Raw genomic sequence first — 21,554 nt, forward strand, 5'->3', positions numbered from 1 at the left:
TGTAAAACAGAAAAATATGCATATAGATAAAAGTACATTATTTTTTTTACGAGAGTTACAAGAAAACAATTCCAGAGAGTGGTTTCAAGATAATAAAGAACGATATGAATTAGCTATCGGTAACTTTAAGAATATTGTTGAAGAATTTATTGACAAAGTTTCTGATTTTGATCCCCATATCAATCGAGATATACAAGCGTCCAAGTGTTTATTTAGAATTTATCGAGATATTAGGTTTTCAAAAGATAAAACCCCTTATAAAACATGGTTTTCAGCAGGAATTTCAATAGATGGTCGTAAATTAGATGGACCAGAGTATTATATACATTTAGAACCAAATAAAAGTTTTTTAGCAGCAGGTTATTGGCGACCGGGTAAAGACCATTTAGAAGCGATAAGACAAGAGATAGATTATAGTAGTCATGAGCTTCATTTAGCCTTAGAAAAAGGGGGCTGGTCACCGGCAGATTTATCAACAGAAGATAAACTGAAAAGACCCCCAGTTGGATACAATCTAGATCACTCTGATATAGAATTATTAAAATTAAAGAGCTTTATTATTTATGGCAAATTATCTGATGAAGAAGTTACAGGAGTAGATCTAATTTCAAAACTAACTGATATAGCAACTCGTATGAATCCGTTTAAACAATTTATTCATCAAGCTCTAGTTTAATGGGGTAGACTTATTTTACCCATACATACACTTGGCGAATTGTGTATTTTATTTACATTATTAGGGTTTCCAGCGATAGTTTCATTTGCTAAGAGGGCAAATAAACATGCTTCTTTAGCATCAGGATTTATACCTATTTTTTCAAATGAGTAGATTTTATTATGTTGAAGAATATTCTTGATATTTTCTACTAATAAGGGGTTATGTAGCCCTCCCCCACTCATGTAAATAGCTATATTTTTGTAATTAGAAAATTCGGATTTTATTGTATTACTTATGCAAGATGCTGAAAACATATTTAAAGTAGCCATGATGTCTTGATGTGATAAATTCTGTGTTTTTGATTGTTTTTGTGCACGAAATAGTAAATCTAGATTGAAAATTTCAGGACCAGTTGTTTTCGGTATGTTTTGAAATAGGAAAGGAGTTTTTAATAATTCATCTAACAGACCTTGATGTAGTCTCCCCTGTTTAGCAACCTCCGCATTTAAATCCATTTCTATTTGGTAGTGTTTGTGCATATATTGGTTCATTATAGTATTTCCTGGACCGACATCCGTAGCATATGCTTTTTTTATAGATTGTAAATGAGGTAGGTAAGTATAGTTAGCAATACCGCCTATGTTCAATAATATTCTTTCTTCAGTTTTGTTTGTAAATAAAAGAAAGTCTCCATATGCGGCTAGTGGAGCTCCTTCTCCACCCTTTGCTGTGTGTTTTTGTCTAAAATCAGAGATAGTTATTATACTCGTATTGACTGCGATATGATCGCCATCTCCAATTTGAAAAGTGCTGTGGTGTATGGAGTTGTTATAGCTATAAGCTTTTGGGTAGTGATAAATTGTCTGACCATGGCTTGCGATTAGGTCAATCGAAGAATTAGGTATTCCCCAATCATGTAGTGTTTTATTTATAAGATCGGCATGAAGTAAACCTATTTTACTGTTGAGGGAAACAAGTGATTTCTGATGTATAATATCTTTTGAAAAAACTTTTTTTATTTCTTCTTGAAAAGATTTGTCATAGGGTTTTGTTGTAAACTCTTCTAAACTTAAATTTGTTTGTGAACCACTATTTTTAATTTTACATAAAGCAATGTCAAGACCATCCAATGAGGTTCCGGACATCAGGCCTATAATGTAACGAGTTTCTTTGTTAGCGATGGCGTGCAACTTTTGAATTTGTGGATTCATTTATTTGTAATTAGTTTAGTGTTTCGAGATATCTTTGTATGTGTTTTGATTAAAAATAGTATAAATATTGCTTAATGTTGGTTATATCAAAGGATAATTCTATTTTTGAGTAAATTTAAAAAATATGAATTTTCCAGCAGAATTAAAGTACACAAAAGATCACGAGTGGGTTCGTGTAGAGGGTGATGAAGCCGTTATTGGTATCACAGACTTCGCACAGCGCGAATTGGGAGATATTGTTTTCGTCGATGTAAATACTGTAGGCGAAGAAGTTGCAGCAAATGAGGTGTTTGGAACAGTAGAAGCTGTAAAAACAGTTTCTGATTTGTTTATGCCAGTTACATGTACCGTTTTATCGGTTAACGAAGCTATAGATTCTGCTCCAGAATTGGTTAATACGGATCCATATGGAGAAGGTTGGATTATACGTGTAAAGTTGAATAACCCAGCTGATGTTGATGCTTTACTGTCTGCAGATGGTTATAAGTCAGAAGTGAATATTTAATAGAAATATTGTCTTATAAAGTAGAAAGCGGATGTATGATTTTCATACATCCGCTTTTGTTTTTTTAATGATAGAAGTTGATTTATTCTTCTAAAGCCATCGTTATTTCACTTGTTAATACTATGCCCTTTGTTTTAATCGTGGTTGTAATTTTACTATTTTTGTTTAGACCAGTTTCTTTATCTATCACATAGAAACCGTTAACGTCTCCTATTTCATCCAGTTCTTTGTTTGCAACAGTACCTATAAGGTCAATTGTATAACTGTTGTCATTAGCTTCTTGTAGAGTTGATGTAGATGTTACTTTTCCTATAATAGGGTTATCATCCATTTCGTAGCTACTGTTCCAAGAACTTCCTATATTGATAGGATGATCTGGAAGAACAGTCGTTATATTTGAAAAAGAAGATTGATCAAACTCCTCTTCGTTGAACTCATCAGGCATAGTTATATTAATAAACTGGCCAAGTTCGTTTACTTGTAGGGTAACATTTTTATTGATTATTTTTGAAAATTGATCACCTAATGTTCTGGACAATTCATCTTCTGTGCCTTCCTCTGAATCGTAGAACATTGTTATTAGACCTGCGTCAACATCTGCTTGAATCGATTTTGTTAAATTATTAATAGTGAAAATATGATCTTCTTTTTTTGTGGGAGTGATTTCTAATTTCATATTAAGATTGATGATTGCCGGAGCTGGTCCGTCTATATCGGTTTTTATAGCAAGATTATAGTTTAGTGGCACTCCTATTACGGGGTTTAGTTTTAAACTGATAGCATCTTGAGCATTACTTACAAAATATGATGTAAGTGAAATAAGAATCAAAAGAAAATTTTTCATGTGGTTTAATTTGGCAATGAAGGTATAAAATAAATAAAAAAGTCTCCATTTTAGGTGGAGACTTTTTTTTATCGCCCTTAATTTTACTTTCTTAAATAGGAAACTTCTTTTACAGCTTTTACAACTTTTGCTATACTAGGCAATGAAGCCTCAACTAAAGTCGGAGCATATCCTAAAGGTACATCAGCAGAAGTAACACGAATAATAGGAGCATCTAGGTAGTCAAAAGCATCTTTTTGTACTTTGAAAGTGATTTCGGATGCAATAGATGCCAATGGCCATGCTTCTTCTACAAGCACTAACCTGTTAGTTTTCTTAACAGATTCAATTACTGTAGCATAGTCAATTGGGCGAACTGAACGAAGATCAATTAGTTCAACACTAATTCCTTCTTTTTTCAACTCTTCTACAGCAGGAATTACAACTCGCGGGATCATTTTTCCAAAAGAGACAATTGTAACGTCTGTTCCTTTTTCTATAACATTTGCTTTACCAATCGGTAGATAATATTCTTCTTCAGGAACATGACCTTTATCACCATACATCACCTCAGATTCCATAAAAATAACAGGGTCAGGATCAATTATTGCTGATTTTAATAGACCTTTTGCATCATAAGGATTAGAAGGAACAACAACTTTTAGTCCTGGAGTATTCGCATACCAGCTTTCGAAGTTTTGTGAGTGTTGTGCTCCTAGTTGACCAGCATTACCGGTTGCTCCACGAAAAACTATAGGACAAGCAAATTGACCACCACTCATTTGTCTAATCTTAGCGGCAGAGTTAATAATTTGATCTATTGCAACTAATGAAAAGTTGAATGTCATAAATTCAACTACGGGTTTCAAGCCATTCATTGCTGCACCGATAGCAATACCTGAAAAGCCTAATTCGGAAATAGGCGTGTCAATAACACGTTTTTCTCCAAATTCATCTAACATGCCTTGGCTTACTTTGTAAGCGCCGTTATACTCAGCGACTTCCTCGCCCATTAAAAATATGTTTTCATCTTTACGCATTTCTTCGCTCATTGCTTCGCGAAGCGCTTCTCTGAATTGTATTTCTCTCATCAGTAGTAAAATTGTGTCTTAAAAGAATATGCCAAAAATACTATTATTAATTGATATTACGTAATGGAATTCTTCTCAAAAACCGCTAAAAAGAGGAGGCTTTGTAAGAAAATTGTTAAAATGTAAAACCTTAAATAATGCGATCTATTTCTGCTTGTAAAAATAGGTTTAAGTTAGTTATAGCCTCTTTTATTTTCCAGGTATTTCTGTTCCTGGGTTCAATATAATTGGAGGAAGAGCGAAACTGTAAGCAGTTTGTTTGTTCTTGTTCTGCAATATAAAAAACAGCTGCTCCTTCCATAGATTCTATAATTGTACCTGTATGTCTTTTTTGTAGTTCAATAATTGTTTTTTTATTACCGTGTACCTTATTGCTTGTTATCCCTGTTACTTTTTTAACTGTTTGATTATTTAAAAACGTATTCGGTATTTTTTCCTTAAACAAAGAATTTCCAAACCCTAAACTCTCAATCGGAATAAAAGAATCATTGTCTTCTGCCCCAAAATCATAAATATAATCCTCTGCTACCTGATAAACCTCACCTAGATTATCCGTGGTATTTAATATTCCACCAACCCCGACATTAATAATTAAATCAATCTTTTTATTTGTTAAATACTTTGTCAGTTTATGCGCTGTTGCTAACATGCCTACACCTGTAACTAAAAAATCAATTTTTTTATTATTTAAAAAATCAATGGATTGTTCTATTTCTTCTATTGTAGCAGCGACAACCAATAGCTTCATATGTATTTAATTTATTTTTCCAATTTGTGTATTACTGTTCTTCTTTTATATAGTACTAAACTATCATAGTTTACTTAGATATAATAATTTCTTGTATTGGTTGTGACAAACTTAAATAAATTCATTGGAATCTATTAAGTAAAGAGCTTGCAATGAATTTATTTTGGTCTCGTAGATTCGTTGTTTTTAGTCTATTTGATTAACATGTAAGATGAAACAGAGTGTACAGATAGCGGGGGTATGTGCAGTTGTTTGAAATAAGTTTCGAGCATATTGTAATTATTATGCATTATATTTGTTGTATGCTTTATATTACTAGAAGAGAGAGATTCAGCGCAGCTCATCGACTATATCGAGAAGATTGGTCACAAGAGCAGAATGAAGCTGTTTTTGGAAATTGCTCCAATCCGAATTGGCACGGCCATAATTATGAGTTGTTTGTTACTGTTAAAGGAGATATTAACCCTGAGACAGGATTTGTGATTGATCTAAAAAAAATGAAGCAAATTATTCGAGCAGCAGTAATAGATAAACTTGACCATAAGAATGTAAACCTTGATGTGGACTTTATGCAAAATAAGAAAGCTTCTACAGAAGTTATTGCTGTTGAGATTTTTAATGTGCTAAGACCTTTATTTATAAAAGAAAATGTTTTATTGCATTCCGTTAAACTCTATGAAACAGAAAATAATTTTGTGGAATATTTTGGAGAATAGCGGTCTTGACATTAGCTTAAATACAGAGAATTACATACATTTTTTTATACTATTAATTTCCCCTTTTAAATATGAGTAATCTTACATCTTTCGATAACGAAGAACAGGATGGTTATATTAAAATTGATCAATATAACGAACAAAGTGTAAAGCAGGTCGCTAGTTATTACCCTGCAATACTTAAGTCTTTGGGTGAAGATCCAGAGCGTGAAGGATTAATAAAAACACCAGAACGTGTTGCAAAAGCTTTGCATTTTTTAACACATGGCTACGATATTGATGCTGCAAATGTATTACGAAGTGCTATGTTTGAAGAAGAATATAGTCAGATGGTTGTAGTAAAGGATATAGAAGTATATTCTTTATGTGAACACCATATGTTACCTTTTTTTGGAAAAGCTCATATTGCTTATATCCCTGATGGGCGTATTGTCGGGCTTAGTAAGATTCCGCGTGTAGTGGATGCGTTTGCAAGACGATTACAGGTACAAGAACGGTTAACTAATCAAATTAGAGATTGTATTCAAGAGACATTGAACCCCGCTGGCGTAGCTATTGTGATGGAATGTAAGCATATGTGTATGGCAATGAGAGGGGTTCAGAAACAAAACTCGGTTACAACAACATCTGCATTTACCGGTGCTTTTGAAAATGATGTTACACGATCAGAGTTTTTGAGGCTGATTACAGCTTCGTTAGCTTAAGCTTATTTTTATCGTTTAAATGCTCTGTTTACAGCAAACAGAGCATTTTTTATTTATAACAAGGAAAATTAGATCGTTTAATTTATGTTAAACTTTTTCTTAGTACCGTTCAACTTATTACATTTGTTGTTATGCTTGAAAATGAAAAAGCAATGGAAGCTTATTTAGAGCAAGTTTGTGGCCCTGAAAATGAGTTGCTTAAGCGCATTAATAGAGAAACATACTTGAGGGAGACTATGCCCCATATGTTGTCTGGTCATTTTCAAGGACGGGTATTAGCTATGTTGTCCAAGCTAATATCACCAAAACGTATTTTAGAAATAGGTACGTTTACTGGCTATGCAACGTTGTGTTTGGCAGAAGGTTTAGTTAGTGATGGAATTATTTATACCATAGACATTAATGAAGAGCAGGAAGAAAGAGTAAGAGGATATTTTAATGATTCTGTTTTTTCAAATAAAATAAAATACCTAATTGGTGATGCCATAGATGTAATTGAAATGATCGAAGGCGATTTTGATATGGTATTTATTGATGCGGATAAGAAGAGAAACTTATATTATTTTGAAACATTGATTAATCGTGTTCCTAGCGGAGGGTTGATATTGATAGACAATGTTTTGTGGAAGGGAAAAGTTGTATCTGGCAGTGTTGATAAGCAGACGCAGCAGGTTATAGATCTTAATAAAACGCTGGCAGAAGATAAAAGGGTTGAAAAACTCATTCTGCCAATTAGAGATGGGCTTTTTGTATTACGCAAAAAGTGATGGTTGAACTAGAAAAAAACGAATGCAAAAGATAAGCATCGGAAAATACATTTATGTATTAACACTTTTTTTGTTCATTACTCATAAAGGTAGTGCACAAAAATTCTCACCTAGCAGTTATATCGCTGAGCATAAGATTATAGCACAGCAATTAAGTAAAGAAACAGGAGTGCCAGCTTCTGTTATATTAGGAATAGCGATACATGAAAGTGCGTATGGTAATAGTCGGGTAGCGACTCATTTAAATAACCACTTTGGTATTAAAGGTAAGAATAATAGTACTAAAATACGTTCGGCTTATAAAGGGTATGGTTCTGTTAAAGATTCGTACATGGATTTTGTAGGTTTATTACAACGTAGAAAAGCGACGAACGTTTTATTTGATAAGCTATCGAATAATGATTATAAAAGTTGGGTATTAGGTGTTGCTAAATCTGGTTATTCTACTACAGGAGACTGGTCAAGGAAAGTTTTAGCTACTATAAACCGATATAATCTAGATCTGTATGATCATAATTCTCAAGAAGAAGGAATGGAGCTGGCCCGTTTAGAGCACAAAGGCGAAGATGTTTTATTGAGTAGTTTGGAAAATCGTTCTAGTGTGTCTAATGTTGTGGTAGATGTATCAAAATCACATACTGTGAAGCGTGGCGATACGCTTTCGGCAATAGCTCAACGTAATAAAATGAGTGTTGAGGAATTGAAAAGAAAAAATAAATTATCTTCGTCTAAGCTTTCAATTGGTCAACGTTTGTTATTATAAATGAAAAAGTATTTCTTGTTTTTTTTTCTTGTTACACTAATTTTAGGGTCTTGTGCTTCAAGGCGTACGGTTTTAAAACCCCCAGGAAATATAACAAGTAACAGTAAAACTGGAAATAGAACGTCCTCTGTTGGAAGTCAAGGTACTACCCTTTCTGGTCATGATTATATTGAGCGATACCGTGACATCGCAATTGCAGAAATGAATACTTATGGTATTCCTGCAAGTATAAAGCTTGCTCAAGCTTTGTTGGAGTCTGGAAATGGGAACAGCTATTTAGCAAGAGAGGCAAACAATCATTTTGGCATTAAATGTGGTGGTGTCTGGAAGGGCAGATCTGTGGTGCGTTCGGACGATAATCCGAATGATTGTTTTCGTGTGTATAGTAGTCCTGAACAATCTTTTAGAGATCATAGTGAGTTTTTATTAAGGAAACGATATGAAAAACTGTTTCGGCTTTCCAAGAATGATTACAGAGGTTGGGCGCGCGGGCTTAAAGATGCAGGATATGCTACAAACCCAAGATACCCCCAGTTATTAATAGACTTGATAGAACGTTATGAGCTTTACCGTTATGATAAGCCAGAGACTTCTTATTTAGCAAAAGAAATACGAACAGATAAGGTTGAAGAAGCTATAGTTCTGAAAGAGACAGTCATCCAAAAGGAGGAAGTCAAGATTGAAGACGTTAAAAGTCCTGTTGCTATGGTTATTTATGAAGTTAGGTCATCTGATACGCTTTATAGTATAAGTAGGGAGTTTAATATAACAGTAGATGAACTTAAGCAAATGAATGGGATAACATCTGATATTATCTCTATAGGGCAACTGTTATTGATAACGAAGTAACGTATTGTATTAAAGTTGTTAAAAATTAGCAAGATAATTTTCTTTAACTTAGTTTTACATTAGTGAAAACGACAAAGGGATACTTTCTTACTTTCATAGGTTTGCTATATTGCTTTTTGTGCAATGCTCAAATAAAACCTATTCAAGGGATTGTTTTTGATAAGCATACTGGTCAACGTGTAGGAAAGGTTTTTTTAAAGAATGAACGTACGATGGAGAATACTTATAATAACTCTAGAGGTGAATTTGTTCTTAATGTGGAGCCTGGCGATTTAGTAATTGCAGAAAAAGAAGGCTTTTTTGTTGATACTTTAAATTATACGGAACAAAAAATAATGCTTTTTTATTTGGAACGTGAGGCTATTTATATTCCTGAAGTAAACGTGGTTGCAAGGCGTTCGCCAGAAGAGATTTTGAAGCGAAGGCAGGAAGATTTTAATAAAGCATATAAGCTTGCTGATCCTGGTAGCGTTTTTAGTGTAGGACCTACGGGGGCTGGTCTTAGTATAAATTCGATATATGGATTGTTTAGTAAAGAAGTTAAAAATGCTAAAAGGTTGACTAAAACTATACAGAGAGAGTATGAAGAAAATATGATCGACTATAGGTTTACGCCAGACTTGGTTAGTGGGCTTACTGGGTTATCTGGAGAGGAGTTACGAGTTTTTATGGTCAATTATAGACCGACATATTACTTTGTGTCATTAGCATCGCCCTATGAGCTTTCTTCTTATATAAAGACCAAGTATGAAATATTTAAATTAAATCCTAACTTGCGCTTTTTACCGAAATTGCCTCAAATCGAATTAGAAGTTAATAATTAGAAACAAAATGTTTAAAAAAATAGGCTTATTCTTTTTTATTGCTCAACTTATTGGTTCTTCATATAGTTTTGCACAGGTGAATCTGAAGGAATTGAGAGCATTGCCCGATACGAATGTGGTTGAATCAACGAAATCTCCGATAGCAAACCTTAATGAAATTAATGTTCCTATTCCTAAACTAGACCTGTCGGTTAACTATTGGAAACATTGGACGAAATTTGGGATTAATGCAAATCAAGCTTCCTTTAGTGACAACTGGAGTACTGGAGGGGTAAACTCTTTGGCTTTAGGTGGCTTAATTTGGCATAAATCAGAATTAAATAGAGGCGATTTCCAGTTTATTTCCGAATTAGATCTTAAATATGGAAAGGTTAAGAATAAAGATCAGCTAGCGAAGAAGAATAATGACCGTATCTATTGGGATAATAAAATAGCCTATAAAATAACAAAGCATTGGGGACTGTTCTTTGCTGTAAGTTTCGAATCACAGTTTGACATAGGTTATACCTATAGAACTGAGGACGGTAAAGAGCGGATTTATGAATACTTTTCTAGCTTTATGGGACCTGGTTATTTGACAGAATCTTTTGGTTTGGAATATAAACCAGATAATACTTTTTCGCTACGCTTCGGTACTGGGGCCGCAAAGCAAACGTTTGTTTTAGATAATCGGGTTAAACCCTTAACTGCGGAGGAATATAATGAGCGTTATCCGGATAATCAGCAAAGAAAAGACGACCTTGAGAAGTTCGGTTTAAAACCTGGTGAAAAATTCCGTAATGACCTAGCTTTTCAGATTCAAGCTCAATTAAATAGAAATCTATCCGAACGCTTGCACTTGAAAGCAGATTATGTTCTTTTTGCTGACTATAAGGATGTTACAGATCCTGATCAAAGATTGGATGCAACATTGACAGCGAAGGTTACGAATTTGGTAAATGTGTCTCTTTCAGGAACTATTGTATATAAGTCTGATCAGTCTAAAAAAGTACAGTATAATCAAGCATTAGCTATGGGCTTGACTTTTGCTTTGCCGAGATAATTTGAAGTTGAAGAAATATATTCTAATATTTTTCGTTTTATTGTTTGTTGGGTGCGGATCGTCTAAAAAAACGGTTTTAAAAGCTCCAAACACTCCTGTTATAGGTGATTCTCATACAAAGATAAATAATGATGTAGTAAAGATTCCTAAAGTGTCGGAGTCGATTCCCGTTATGGAGTCGAAAGAGCTTCCCACTGTAATGAATACTAAGGTACGGGTTGAAGCCATGATGCGCGAAGGATTTAATAAAGAAGCTGATTGGACAGAAACAGTTCATTATGACGTACGGAGACCCCATTATGTAATAATTCATCATACGGCACAAAATGGAATAGCGCAAACTATTCGAACTTTTCAGCTTGATCACACAAAGGTTTCAGCGCATTATATTATAGGTCGCGACGGGCGCGTAGTACAAATGCTGAATGATTATTTGCGATCCTGGCATGCGGGAAAATCAAAATGGGGTAACATTACAGATATGAACTCGGTATCATTAGGTATAGAGCTTGATAATAACGGACAGGAGCCATTTTCTAATGAGCAGATTGAGTCTTTATTAAAGTTATTAGGAGACTTGAAAACTAAGTATAGGATTCCATTTACTAACTTTATCGGCCATGCTGATGTTGCACCCACACGAAAAAATGATCCCAGTGTTTACTTCCCTTGGAAGAGATTGGCAGAAAATGGTTTCGGAGTATGGTATGATGAGCATAATTTAGTTCCAGTTCCTGAGGGCTTTAATTATGTCGATGCATTGCGGATTGTAGGGTATGATGTTAGTAATTTACGAGCTGCAATAATTGCTTTCAAACGAAAGTTTATTGTAACGGATGTTGGTGAGACTATGAGTGATTTTGATAAGCGTGTTCTTTATAACTTATACCGCCGATATTTTTGATTTTGAAAATAGTTGTAATAAGAAGCCTATAGTTATTACGGAAATACAGCCCAATAAGTTTAACCACAAGTATGCCATTATATCAGCCTTCCATATAGAGAATACGATTATCTCTGAAATAACAGCTGCCCAAAACGCGGCCTTCCCCCCTATGCTTTTAAAGTAAAAAGCAACTAAGAATATTCCTAAAATTGTTCCATAGAATAGTGAACCTAATATATTAACAGCCTCCAGTAAATTGCCTAATTGACTTGCATAGATAGCCACTAATAGACTAATAATACCCCAAAAAAACGTGAATAATCGTGAAGCATTAAGATAGCCCTTATCGGATCCATCTTTGTTTACGAAACGTTTGTAGATGTCTATAACTGTGGTAGATGATAACGAGTTTATGGCACTTGCGGTTGCCCCCATAGAAGCCAAAAATATAACGGCTATCAAAAGACCAATAAGCCCTTTGGGAAAAGTGCTGGTGACGAATGATAGAAAAACATAATTGTTGTCGTTTAATTCAGCATTGGGATTGTTCTTTTTTAAAAGTAGTTCTAGCTCTTTTCTTAGGTGGGAATCTTCTTTATTTTTGTGTTGTAATTCAATTGTTGAGCTTTCAATTAGTTTTTCATTATTTGCTTTTAATGCATTTGTAAGTTGCTGAGCTAATACTGCTTTTTGTTGGCTAATAAGTTCATGTTTAACCATGATTTGGCTATATTCTTCTTTGTAGATGCTATTCTCTATTTTATCGATCTCTACATTATTGAAGAATAAAGGAGGAGTGTGAAACTGATAATAGGCAAAAACGAGAATACCTATCAGTAATATTGAAAATTGCATGGGGATCTTTAGGAGACCGTTCATTAATAATCCCATCCGCGAGTCTCTTATTGATGAGCCTGTCAAATAACGACCTACTTGGCTTTGGTCTGTTCCAAAATAAGATAATTGTAAGAAAAAACCACCGATTAAACCTGTCCAGACAGTGTATTGGTTGTTGAGGTCGAAACTCCAGTCTATAGCGTTTGTTTTTCCCGATTTGCCTGCAATATGTAATGCTTCATTTAGACCAATTTGATTAGGCAGTAGTTTTATTACCATTATGCCTGCAATTAGGAGTGCTCCAATTATAATACTCATTTGTAAAAGCTGAGTATAAGAAACAGCTTTTGTGCCTCCCCAAGTTGTATATAAAATAACCAGGCTCCCGATTATTAGTGTGGTATAAGTAACGTCAAGATGGAGTATACTGGATAAAATAATGGAGGGTGCGAAAATAGTTATACCTGTTGATACGCCGCGTTGAATAAGAAAAAGAATGGCTGTTAATACTCTTGTATTGGTGTCGAATCTTTTTTCTAAAAACTCATAAGCAGTATATACTTTAAGTCGATGAAATATTGGTACAAAAGTTATACAGAGGACAATCATGGCGAGAGGAAGTCCAAAATAAAATTGAACAAAACTCAAACCTGAGGAATAGGCCAGTCCGGGGGCTGAAAGGAATGTTATAGCACTTGCTTGGGTGGCCATGACAGAAAAACCAACATTATACCATGGCATCTCTCGATTACCAACAATATAATCGTCAATGTTTTTAATACCTTTGCTTTTATAGAGCCCGAAAGCAATAATAAGCAAAATTGTAAAAAATAGTACTACCCAGTCAATAATGCTCATGAGTAGTATTCAGTGAATCCATACATAAGCAAAATACAGGCGACAAGCCATATACAAACTAATATATAGAAATGTCGCCAGTTTTTAACAAATGGTGGAAGACTGTTATCTGTCATGACTTTTATGAGGAAGGCAAGCGCTAATGAAAACAATAGCAACTATTAGCCCAATACAACCTCCAATTATGAATGGTAAAATACCGCCATGAGTAACTATGGATATTACCCCCCCAAATATGACACCTAGTAACAAGATAATACCTTTAACATTCAATGTTTCTTCCGTGTTTTCTACTTGATTTTCCATTTTATATTATAATACTTAATTTTCCTTTGTTAACAAATTTACAAATAATCTATTAGCTCCTGCAATTCCTGCCGGCAATTGTCTGAAAAATGATAGTGAGGTATAAACAAACTTGCCCTCTCCCATTCTACAGACCAGTAAAGCACCTTTATGTGGAGCTTCATTTTTATCATTCATTGCTATAGGGGTTCGATAATTTTTATTTTGGGTTTCAATAAAGTATAGACCCCGTTCCTGAATCCAGTTTTCAAAGTCTTTTTCTGTTATTTTATTGGGATAATTTAATACAGGGTCATCAGCATTTAAGAATTGAACTTTAGCATCTTCTTCTGTTACTCGGTTGCGAGTTATTTCGAAAGGAATCGGTGCAAATTGCTCCACGACTAAGCCTGAGTTTACGTTGTATTGCATGACTACAACACCACCTTTTTTTACATAATCGTATATAAGGGGGAGTTTTTGTGGTATTTGTTTATTGGTATTCATCACTCTTATTCCAAATACAATAGCATCATATTGATTTAAGGTTTCTAATGTTATTTTACCTACATCTAGGATGTCAACTTGTATGCCAAGTAGGCGTAATGCCTCAGGGACGAGATCGCCTGCTCCCATTATATATCCGACACGTTTTACAGGGTTATTTAAAACGATCGGCTCTGCTTTTATCTGTAAAGGAGGAAACCAGGTTTGTTTGTTAATGTGTTCGTATGCAATTTCACGAAATGAAGTAATAAGCTTGTTCTTATATGAAAAAGTTAATTGAGTGGGTTCTTTTGCGGCATTGTTAGTTATTGATATTATTTTGCTCTGATAAGGTTGACCTTTTTGAAAATTTAAAGTGATTTTTTTTGGAGAAATTGTCCAATCTTCAGTTGTAGAGGCTATATCAATATGTATTTCTTGGGTTTCATTTCTATGGTTTTGAAAATTTAGCTCGAAATTATTTGTTTGATTAGATTCTAAGAGAAGATTGTTTTTATCAACTGTAGCAGTAAGTGCTGGAACAATTTCAATGGGTGTGTGGATTTCTCCTTGAACAGGATCTACGTGTCTGTAATATATGTTTTGTATGACCTGTAGCGGAACGTTTTCTATTTGAAAATTAATTGTGGTCGTCGGTAAATCAGGGTTTAAAGCTTGTCCAAAAAACTCTGGAGAAACTTGGTAGTTTCCTGTGTCGTTTGGAAGTTTTAGCCAATATGGTTGTGTCGTTGATTTGTGAAAGAGCGTGTGTTTGTGTTTGTAAAGGTTGTTTTTTGGAAGAATTTGATTGATAGGATCGTTGTTTATTTTAATTAAATCAGCTGTAATAGATGTGTTGCGAACAATTATTTCTGTTTCTAGGTGGATACTGTCGCCTTGCACATATTTCAATTGCGGGCTAATGGATTCTATTTTGATACCTGAACATGCAATTATAAGTTCTTCTACCTCTTTTAATTTTCTTTCTCGCCAATAATTATCTTCTATATTTTGTATTTCATGCCATATTTTTGAAAGCTGTTTTATGGATTGTTCAGGCTGGTTTGCATTATAATCGTTCAATAGTTTGGTGATTGCGTCTTGTACACTTTCACTTTTATCTATCCGTGACCAAGAAATATCTATATCATCAAATAGTGTTGTATTAGCTTTATCTCCTAAAACATGCTGAAAATTTTCTATAAAATCACCATTGCTAGCTGCAGCGCCAAAGCCTTGACTTTTATGCTGCGATCGGCTTAAAGCTGATATCTCTCCATATGATTTTCCTAATAGGGGATTGTACTGACCAATATTTATTTTTAGCTGATCTTTATCTTCCCCCTCCATATTAAAAAAAGTAGACGTATTCCAGATCAATCGTTTTGCTTTCCAGGGCTTTAGCTCATTTAATTGTTCGGGAAACATATGAGGGTCTGCTGCGGCTAAATAAGCTTCTTGCGCTAATATTGCAGAGGCTTGGTGATGTCCATGTCCACCACGTTGATCAGGGGGAAAGCGAGTGATAATTATGTCAGGACGTAATTTTCTAATGAGGTATACAGACTCGCGTAAAACTTTATTTTTGTTCCAGAATTGAAAGGTTTCTTCATGTGTTTTAGAAAAACCAAAATCTATAGCAGAGGTGAAATATTGTTCCCCACGATCTATTTTTCTAGCTTGTAATAATTCATGCGTACGAATGAGACCCAAGTCTACACCTAGCTCATTGCCAATTAAATTTTGACCCCCATCGCCTCGGGTAAGTGATAGGTAAGATGTTTGGACTTTTTTTTCTGAAGCTAAATAAGCTATCAGTTTGGTGTTTTCGTCATCGGGATGTGCGGCAAAGTATAAAACACTTCCTAACACATTTAGACGTTGCATACGTAGTAAGATTTCTGCAGAATTTATGGATTGTGCAAGAGAATGCTGAAAAAACCAAGGCAGAAAAAAAATCAGTATCAAGTTTTTTTTCATGATGAATAGGTATTAAGATAATTTTACGAGACGTTTTTGATAATAACGCATCCGATTTTGATCTTCGAACGTTCTATGTTGTGCGAATATTTTTTATTAAAAACAATAAAAGGAATCAAATGATTATTTGATTCCTTTTACCAACAATTAAAAATCTTTGTCTAAAACTTCAAATTCATCCTTTTAACTGCGTAAGTTGTGCAATTTGAACAGCAGATAGTTTTAAAAATAGTAACCTTTAGTACAAGTAAAAGTATGATTTTTAAATAGTAAAACACCACATATTCAAATTTAATTTTCAACATTTAAAAAGTTATAAACATTGGGCTTTGTGCGGTATAAAATAAAAAAATTGTTGTCATACAACTCTTACTTATCTATTGAGCCTAATACACGTTTCATGAAGCCATTTAGGGCATCTTTCTGTGAGGCGCCTTCTTTTATCAACTTATCAACTTCAACAGCGCCGTATAAGTTTGAAATAAGTTCGCCTATAACATCCATTTCTTCGTCTTTTAAGGAAGGAGCTTCAGTTATTGCTTCTAAAGTTTCAATTGTTTCTAAAATATAATCGACATCGTTTTTTTCGATGAACTCGACTAAATGTTTAATTACTGGTAACTTCATTTAATAGTTCTATTACTCCATCAATTTTGTTTGTTTGTATTTGATTTACTAGCTTTCCGTTTTTAAAAGCAGCAAAGGTTGGTAGGTTGTTAACATTTGCCAATTTTCTTGACTCCGGAAATTTTTCTGCGTCTACGATGATAAATGATACATTTTCATTTTCTGAAGCTAGTTTTTTGAATCTAGGCTTCATGATCCGGCAGTTTCCACACCATGATGCTGAAAATTGTACCATGACAGTTTCGTCATTACTGATAATATCTTGTAATGTATCTTGTTCTAATTCTTGTAACATGTTTTGAAATTTGAAGAAAGGAGAGAAAGAGTCTCTCTCCTTTCAAGTTTATATAAAGCTTTTATTTAGTAAAAAGCTTGTTCTCGTCCTTAAATGTGGATTAGTTGGCAGATAAGTAATTTGCAACACCTTCGCGTGTAGCATTCATTGCTTCTTTACCTTCTTCCCAGTTTGCTGGACATACTTCTCCGTGTTTTTGAACGTGTGTGTAGGCGTCAATCAAACGAATATATTCTTTAACATTACGTCCTAAGGGCATATCGTTTACTGATTCGTGGAATACTTTTCCAGTTTCATCAATTAGGTACGTAGCTCTGTAGGTTACTGCAGAACCTTCTACTAATGTACCATACTCTTCGTGTTCAACTTCTTTAACATCTAAGATTCCTAAAACACTGGATAAGTTGCGGTTTGTGTCAGCAATAAGTGGGTATTCCACACCTTCGATTCCACCATTATCTTTTGCAGTATTTAACCATGCGAAGTGAACTTCTGCTGAGTCACAAGACGCACCGATAATAATCGTGTTTCTTTTTTCTAATTCTGCTTTTGCTTCTTGAAACGCATGTAATTCTGTTGGGCACACAAAAGTGAAATCTTTTGGGTACCAGAATAATAAAACTTTTTTTCCTTCTGCTTTTGCTTTTTCAAAAATATTGATAGAAAAATTGTCTCCTAAATAATCAATTGCATCAACCGTAATGTTCGGGAAATTTTTACCTGTAAAACTCATAATAATTTATCTTTTTTGTCTAGTACAAAAGTACAAATTTTAAGTGTCAGTAAATAATCAAATTTTACTATTGGTTATAGGTTATATCTATACTTTGATGGCTGCTATATAAATTAAATTATTTTTTATTCATCTTATATACTAAGATATAGGGCTGAATATTTGGTTTTTTATCGATAAAACTTAGCTGAAAATTTATACATTTGCCAACGGCCCCGTAGTTCAACGGATAGAATAGATGTTTCCTAAACATTTGATAGCAGTTCGATTCTGCTCGGGGCTACAAAGAGCAACTTTTTAAAAAGTTGCTCTTTTGCTTGAGTTATCCTTTATAGGGGTGTTCCCAGTTGGCGCGATAAGATCTTCTTAATAGTTTTGTTGCTTCTGGATCATCTATACATACCTTTTTTTGCGGATCATACATTAGTGCTCTATTTAGTTGCATGGAAAGGTTGGCGAGTATACAGCTTGCTGTTGAAATGTGTCCTTCTTCTATATCTGCAGTAGGTAGATGATTGTTTTTAATAGCGGATAGTAAATCAAGCATATGTCTACGTGTGGCGGGGGCTGTATGCAGTTCTATTCTTGGTTCATTTACGTCATCTGGGAATTTATCTGTTTCATACAATACATTTTCTTTAATAGGTTCGTCTTTGTTTAAGGGTAGAAACTCATACTTCATGACGGAGCCTTTAAGTGTACCCTTTTCTCCATAAATTATAAATGCCCAAGGGTACTCCGGATCTGTGGGGCTCCCCCACGTTCTGTGTTGCCAAACGCAGTTTAGTTCTTCAAATTCAAATATAGCCGTTTGTGTATCTGCAATATTGGAGACGCCACCTTTTTGTACATATATGCCCCCGGTAGCATGAATGCGCTTTGGCCATCTTAAACCCAACAGCCAACGGACGGTATCTAACATATGTACACACATATCACCGGTAATACCATTGCCATACTCCATAAATGTTCTCCACCAACCTCCATGTGGAAGGCCATCATAAGCTCTAAATGGAGCAGGCCCTGTCCACATATCATAATCCAGAAAGTGGGGAATTGGTTGTGCCGTTCTATCCCCATTTTGGCGCATATGGTAGTAGCAGCACATTTCGACATGGGATATTTTACCCAGCAACCCCTTATCTATTATTTTATGTTTAGCGTTAATCAAGTGTGGGGTGCTTCTTCTCTGTGTTCCCACTTGCACTTTCTTATTTAGTTTTCTTGCAGTCTCTACTATAGCTTCTCCTTCTAATACGTCGATACTTACGGGTTTTTGGAGATAGAGATGAGCTCCTGCTTTCATGGCGTCAATTGCTTGTCGGGCATGCCAATGATCGGGGGTTCCAATAATGATTAAATCATATTGGTGTTTAGCTAGCATTTTTCTATAATCATCGTATAAGAATGGGACTTTACCAGAAACTTGTTTTTGACTGATTAATCTTCCTGCTTCTTCGAGATGATTACGGTCAACATCACAAATAGCAATAACATTCGCATCGCTTACTTGTAAAAGTCTAAGCAAGTCATTTTTTCCATACCACCCAGCTCCGATTAACCCTACGCGGAGATTGTCTATGCGTTTTGAAAAACTAAAACCTCTATTATGAATAGCAGATAGGGTTAAAGCTATGCTTGTATTTCTTATAAATCTTCTACGATTAAGGTTTGAGTTGATCATAGGTTTATATAGTTTTTAAGTATATTTAAGCTTGAATATAAGTATAATCCTTTAATCAAGGACAAAGGCTTACGTAAAATTTATTGGCATAATATGTAATTAACTAATAAAACACATACATTAGTTTTTTGTTTTTAGTATATTTTTTATTAATTCGATAAGTTCATCTATTTCTTTTTCATTCATTGATGCAAAACCAAATCGAAAGGAATTAAATTCTTTATAAGCTCTTATAATTGTTAGGTTTTTGTTTTCTGTTAGTAAGCTGATTGGGTATTCGGGATAAAATGTTATCCAGATAGCCATTCCTCCCGAAGGTAGGGTGTATACTATGTACTTAGTTAAATTCTCTTTTAATTTTTTGTGTAAGTAATCCCTTCTATGATGATATGTTTTTTTAGCTTTTTTAATATGTCGATTTAACTCAGACTCTTTGATTAGGGTGGCTAATGCATTTTGCATATATCCATCCCCCCCTACATCAATTGTTTTGCGAATAGCTGTGCAATTCCTTACAAAATTGTTAGGTGCGACCAAGAAACCAATTCGCAGAGAGGGGTCTAATATTTTTGAAAAAGAGCCTATATATATAACATTTCCCATATGGGGAGAGCCTGCTAATGGCAGATAGGGGGAAGAGTCATAATGGTATTCATAGTCATAATCATCTTCAATGATAGTGAACATATACGCTTTCGATAATTCCAGTAGTTTTATTCTTCTTTCGGCACTTAGTGTTACAGTAGTCGGATAGTGATGATGTGGTATAATATAAACGGCTGTTATTTTTTGAGTTTTACATATGTTTTCTATCGCTGTAACATCAATGCCATATTCGTCAACTGGAACTTCTATTAAATTAGCTCCTGACTCTTTAAATGTTTGGTTGGCTAAAGGGTAATTCGGATAACCTACAATGATGTTTGAATTGTTGTTGAGGATTAATTGCGTTACAATGTATATACACATTTGTGCGCCATGGGTTATCAGCAGATTATCTGTTGAAATATTTAATCCTCGTGTTTCGGAAAGGTAGGTTACTATTTGCTCTCTTAGTTCTATTGTACCTTGATCTGCCCCTATTTGTGCATTTTTTATTGTGTGTTTTTTGGAAGTAAGTGATCGGTAGTTTTTTAATAAATCATCGATTGGAGATAGTCGTACGTCAGGGTGTCCATCGTCAATAATAAGGTGTTGCAAAGTCTTTGTTTGTGGTTTGCATACATCATTTAATTGTTTGAATGGTAGTGAAAAATCAGTCTCGTAAGAGGATGTGACTTTTTCTTTGTTTAGGTGTTTTATGGTGATTAATGGAATTTTGTCGGATACGTAAGCATGTTTTCGTGGTACGATATCGATCCAATTTTGTGCATTAAGCTCATCATAAGCTGCTATTACTGTTTTTCGATGAACAGCCAGTTTTTTTGCTAATTCCCTACTTCCGGGCAATTGTGTCCCGGTCAGTAGTACTCCTTTTTGTATAGCACTACTTATAGCGTAAGCTATTTGTTTATAGATGGGCGTTTTACTTGCCCGGTTAATTAGGATGACGTTTTCGAAAGGAAACATAGTGGACTACTCTACAATGATAAACTGGACTCCAAATGTAGCCCTATTTTGAAATACTTTTGCAGCATTAATAAAAAAACATATGGTATATAGCATTAAAAAAGCGAGTTTAGAGGATTTAGATGAGACAGCGGCATTATTCGATTTGTATCGGGTATTTTACCGGCAAGAATCCGATATGGAGAGAGGGAAGAGTTTTTTGAGGGAAAGGTTCGTAAATAATGAATCTGATATTTTTTTAGTTATAGGAGATGGTAAGGCTGTGGGCTTCGTACAGCTTTATAAGCTTTTTCACTATACAAAATTAGAAAAACAATGGTTGTTGAGCGATTTGTTTGTGCATCCAGACTATAGAGGGAAAGGATTGTCTCTTGCCTTGATAGAAAGGAGTAAAGATTGGGCTAGGGAAACAGGTGCCTGTGGTCTGATGCTTGAAACAGAAAAAACAAATGCTATAGGCAACAGTCTATACCCTCGTTGTGATTTTGAATATGATGGGCTCCATAATTACTATCATTGGTGGGCTAAGTAACTTACTAAAACACTAAGGCTGCCAACAAAGTAGGCCTTAGTGTTTTTGATGTATTTAGGTTAAGAAAGATCGGCCCAAAAG

General features: G+C 34.6%; 22 protein-coding genes and 1 tRNA gene. 12 read left to right on the top strand and 11 right to left on the bottom strand.

Features of this window, described 5'->3' with window-relative positions; all coding sequences use genetic code 11:
- Window positions 1-16: 16 nt before the first annotated feature.
- Entirely contained in the window at window positions 17-676 is a 660-nt protein-coding gene (locus ORI89_RS03675; protein WP_268229071.1) for a DUF2461 domain-containing protein, read from the top strand.
- Here ORI89_RS03675 and ORI89_RS03680 read toward each other — a convergent pair.
- Window positions 673-1,869 (bottom strand): anhydro-N-acetylmuramic acid kinase, encoded by a 1,197-nt coding sequence (locus ORI89_RS03680; protein ID WP_268229072.1) that lies wholly within the window; start codon window positions 1,867-1,869, stop codon window positions 673-675. The two genes, ORI89_RS03675 and ORI89_RS03680, sit on opposite strands and share 4 nt — an antisense overlap.
- Window positions 1,870-1,993: 124 nt before the next feature.
- Here ORI89_RS03680 and gcvH point away from each other — a divergent pair, with 124 nt between their 5' ends.
- Entirely contained in the window at window positions 1,994-2,374 is a 381-nt protein-coding gene (gene gcvH, locus ORI89_RS03685; protein WP_268229073.1) for a glycine cleavage system protein GcvH, read from the top strand.
- An 82-nt stretch (window positions 2,375-2,456) separates the two neighbouring features.
- Here gcvH and ORI89_RS03690 read toward each other — a convergent pair whose 3' ends face one another.
- From ORI89_RS03690 to mqnB, 3 genes are all read right to left on the bottom strand, one after another.
- Window positions 2,457-3,218: a DUF6263 family protein gene (locus ORI89_RS03690; protein ID WP_268229074.1), complete on the bottom strand. Its 762-nt coding sequence runs from the start codon at window positions 3,216-3,218 to the stop codon at window positions 2,457-2,459.
- 83 nt (window positions 3,219-3,301) lie between these two features.
- Window positions 3,302-4,288 carry a pyruvate dehydrogenase complex E1 component subunit beta gene (locus ORI89_RS03695; RefSeq protein WP_268229075.1) on the bottom strand — a complete coding sequence of 329 codons (987 nt, stop codon included), beginning with the start codon at window positions 4,286-4,288 and terminating at the stop codon, window positions 3,302-3,304.
- Between the two features lie 130 nt (window positions 4,289-4,418).
- The gene (gene mqnB / locus ORI89_RS03700; RefSeq protein ID WP_268229076.1) at window positions 4,419-5,036 is read right to left on the bottom strand and encodes a futalosine hydrolase; all 618 of its coding nucleotides are present in this window, start codon (window positions 5,034-5,036) and stop codon (window positions 4,419-4,421) included.
- 302 nt (window positions 5,037-5,338) lie between these two features.
- Between mqnB and ORI89_RS03705 the strand changes: the two genes are divergently transcribed.
- The 8 genes from ORI89_RS03705 (at window position 5,339) to ORI89_RS03740 (ending at window position 11,605) form a co-directional block, all read left to right on the top strand.
- On the top strand, window positions 5,339-5,752 hold the full coding sequence (locus ORI89_RS03705; RefSeq protein ID WP_268229077.1) for a 6-pyruvoyl trahydropterin synthase family protein: 414 nt from the start codon (window positions 5,339-5,341) through the stop codon (window positions 5,750-5,752).
- Window positions 5,753-5,823: 71 nt separating this feature from the next.
- Window positions 5,824-6,456: a GTP cyclohydrolase I FolE gene (gene folE / locus ORI89_RS03710; RefSeq protein WP_268229078.1), complete on the top strand. Its 633-nt coding sequence runs from the start codon at window positions 5,824-5,826 to the stop codon at window positions 6,454-6,456.
- Between the two features lie 131 nt (window positions 6,457-6,587).
- Window positions 6,588-7,223 carry an O-methyltransferase gene (locus ORI89_RS03715; RefSeq protein ID WP_268229079.1) on the top strand — a complete coding sequence of 212 codons (636 nt, stop codon included), beginning with the start codon at window positions 6,588-6,590 and terminating at the stop codon, window positions 7,221-7,223.
- A gap of 22 nt (window positions 7,224-7,245) precedes the next feature.
- Window positions 7,246-7,986 carry a glucosaminidase domain and LysM peptidoglycan-binding domain-containing protein gene (locus ORI89_RS03720; RefSeq protein ID WP_268229080.1) on the top strand — a complete coding sequence of 247 codons (741 nt, stop codon included), beginning with the start codon at window positions 7,246-7,248 and terminating at the stop codon, window positions 7,984-7,986.
- Entirely contained in the window at window positions 7,987-8,835 is an 849-nt protein-coding gene (locus ORI89_RS03725) for a glucosaminidase domain-containing protein (RefSeq protein WP_268229081.1), read from the top strand. It begins immediately after the preceding gene.
- Between the two features lie 62 nt (window positions 8,836-8,897).
- The gene (locus ORI89_RS03730) at window positions 8,898-9,659 is read left to right on the top strand and encodes a hypothetical protein (RefSeq protein WP_268229082.1); all 762 of its coding nucleotides are present in this window, start codon (window positions 8,898-8,900) and stop codon (window positions 9,657-9,659) included.
- Between the two features lie 7 nt (window positions 9,660-9,666).
- Window positions 9,667-10,701: a DUF3078 domain-containing protein gene (locus ORI89_RS03735; protein WP_268229083.1), complete on the top strand. Its 1,035-nt coding sequence runs from the start codon at window positions 9,667-9,669 to the stop codon at window positions 10,699-10,701.
- A 7-nt stretch (window positions 10,702-10,708) separates the two neighbouring features.
- Window positions 10,709-11,605, top strand: coding sequence for an N-acetylmuramoyl-L-alanine amidase (locus ORI89_RS03740; RefSeq protein WP_268229084.1), 897 nt, complete (start codon window positions 10,709-10,711; stop codon window positions 11,603-11,605).
- Here the strand turns inward: ORI89_RS03740 and ORI89_RS03745 are convergent.
- The 5 genes from ORI89_RS03745 to ORI89_RS03765 all read right to left on the bottom strand — a co-directional run bounded on the left by ORI89_RS03745 (window position 11,585) and on the right by ORI89_RS03765 (window position 17,688).
- Window positions 11,585-13,282, bottom strand: a complete 1,698-nt coding sequence (locus ORI89_RS03745) for a sodium:solute symporter (protein ID WP_268229085.1) — start codon at window positions 13,280-13,282, stop codon at window positions 11,585-11,587. The genes ORI89_RS03740 and ORI89_RS03745 overlap by 21 nt on opposite strands.
- A gap of 321 nt (window positions 13,283-13,603) precedes the next feature.
- Window positions 13,604-16,033, bottom strand: coding sequence for a PIG-L family deacetylase (locus ORI89_RS03750; RefSeq protein WP_268229086.1), 2,430 nt, complete (start codon window positions 16,031-16,033; stop codon window positions 13,604-13,606).
- A 369-nt stretch (window positions 16,034-16,402) separates the two neighbouring features.
- A complete protein-coding gene (locus ORI89_RS03755) occupies window positions 16,403-16,660 on the bottom strand; it encodes a DUF6952 family protein (protein ID WP_268229087.1) in 258 nt (85 codons plus the stop codon).
- The gene (locus ORI89_RS03760; RefSeq protein ID WP_268229088.1) at window positions 16,641-16,955 is read right to left on the bottom strand and encodes a thioredoxin family protein; all 315 of its coding nucleotides are present in this window, start codon (window positions 16,953-16,955) and stop codon (window positions 16,641-16,643) included. The genes ORI89_RS03755 and ORI89_RS03760 overlap by 20 nt, the downstream gene beginning before the upstream one ends.
- A gap of 100 nt (window positions 16,956-17,055) precedes the next feature.
- The gene (locus ORI89_RS03765) at window positions 17,056-17,688 is read right to left on the bottom strand and encodes a peroxiredoxin (protein ID WP_268229089.1); all 633 of its coding nucleotides are present in this window, start codon (window positions 17,686-17,688) and stop codon (window positions 17,056-17,058) included.
- A 211-nt stretch (window positions 17,689-17,899) separates the two neighbouring features.
- On the opposite strand from ORI89_RS03765, the gene ORI89_RS03770 reads away from it, so the two are divergent.
- A tRNA-Arg gene (locus ORI89_RS03770) sits at window positions 17,900-17,971 on the top strand.
- A 39-nt stretch (window positions 17,972-18,010) separates the two neighbouring features.
- On the opposite strand, the gene ORI89_RS03775 is transcribed toward ORI89_RS03770, so the two are convergent.
- Both ORI89_RS03775 and pdxR read right to left on the bottom strand, forming a co-directional pair.
- Complete coding sequence (locus tag ORI89_RS03775) at window positions 18,011-19,372, bottom strand: Gfo/Idh/MocA family protein (RefSeq protein WP_268229090.1); 1,362 nt, start codon at window positions 19,370-19,372, stop codon at window positions 18,011-18,013.
- A gap of 120 nt (window positions 19,373-19,492) precedes the next feature.
- Window positions 19,493-20,941: a MocR-like pyridoxine biosynthesis transcription factor PdxR gene (gene pdxR / locus ORI89_RS03780; protein WP_268229091.1), complete on the bottom strand. Its 1,449-nt coding sequence runs from the start codon at window positions 20,939-20,941 to the stop codon at window positions 19,493-19,495.
- An 82-nt stretch (window positions 20,942-21,023) separates the two neighbouring features.
- Here pdxR and ORI89_RS03785 point away from each other — a divergent pair, with 82 nt between their 5' ends.
- On the top strand, window positions 21,024-21,473 hold the full coding sequence (locus ORI89_RS03785; protein ID WP_268229092.1) for a GNAT family N-acetyltransferase: 450 nt from the start codon (window positions 21,024-21,026) through the stop codon (window positions 21,471-21,473).
- Window positions 21,474-21,554 lie beyond the last annotated feature (81 nt).

This window comes from Sphingobacterium sp. UT-1RO-CII-1 (assembly GCF_026711005.1).
Taxonomy (GTDB): domain Bacteria; phylum Bacteroidota; class Bacteroidia; order Sphingobacteriales; family Sphingobacteriaceae; genus Sphingobacterium.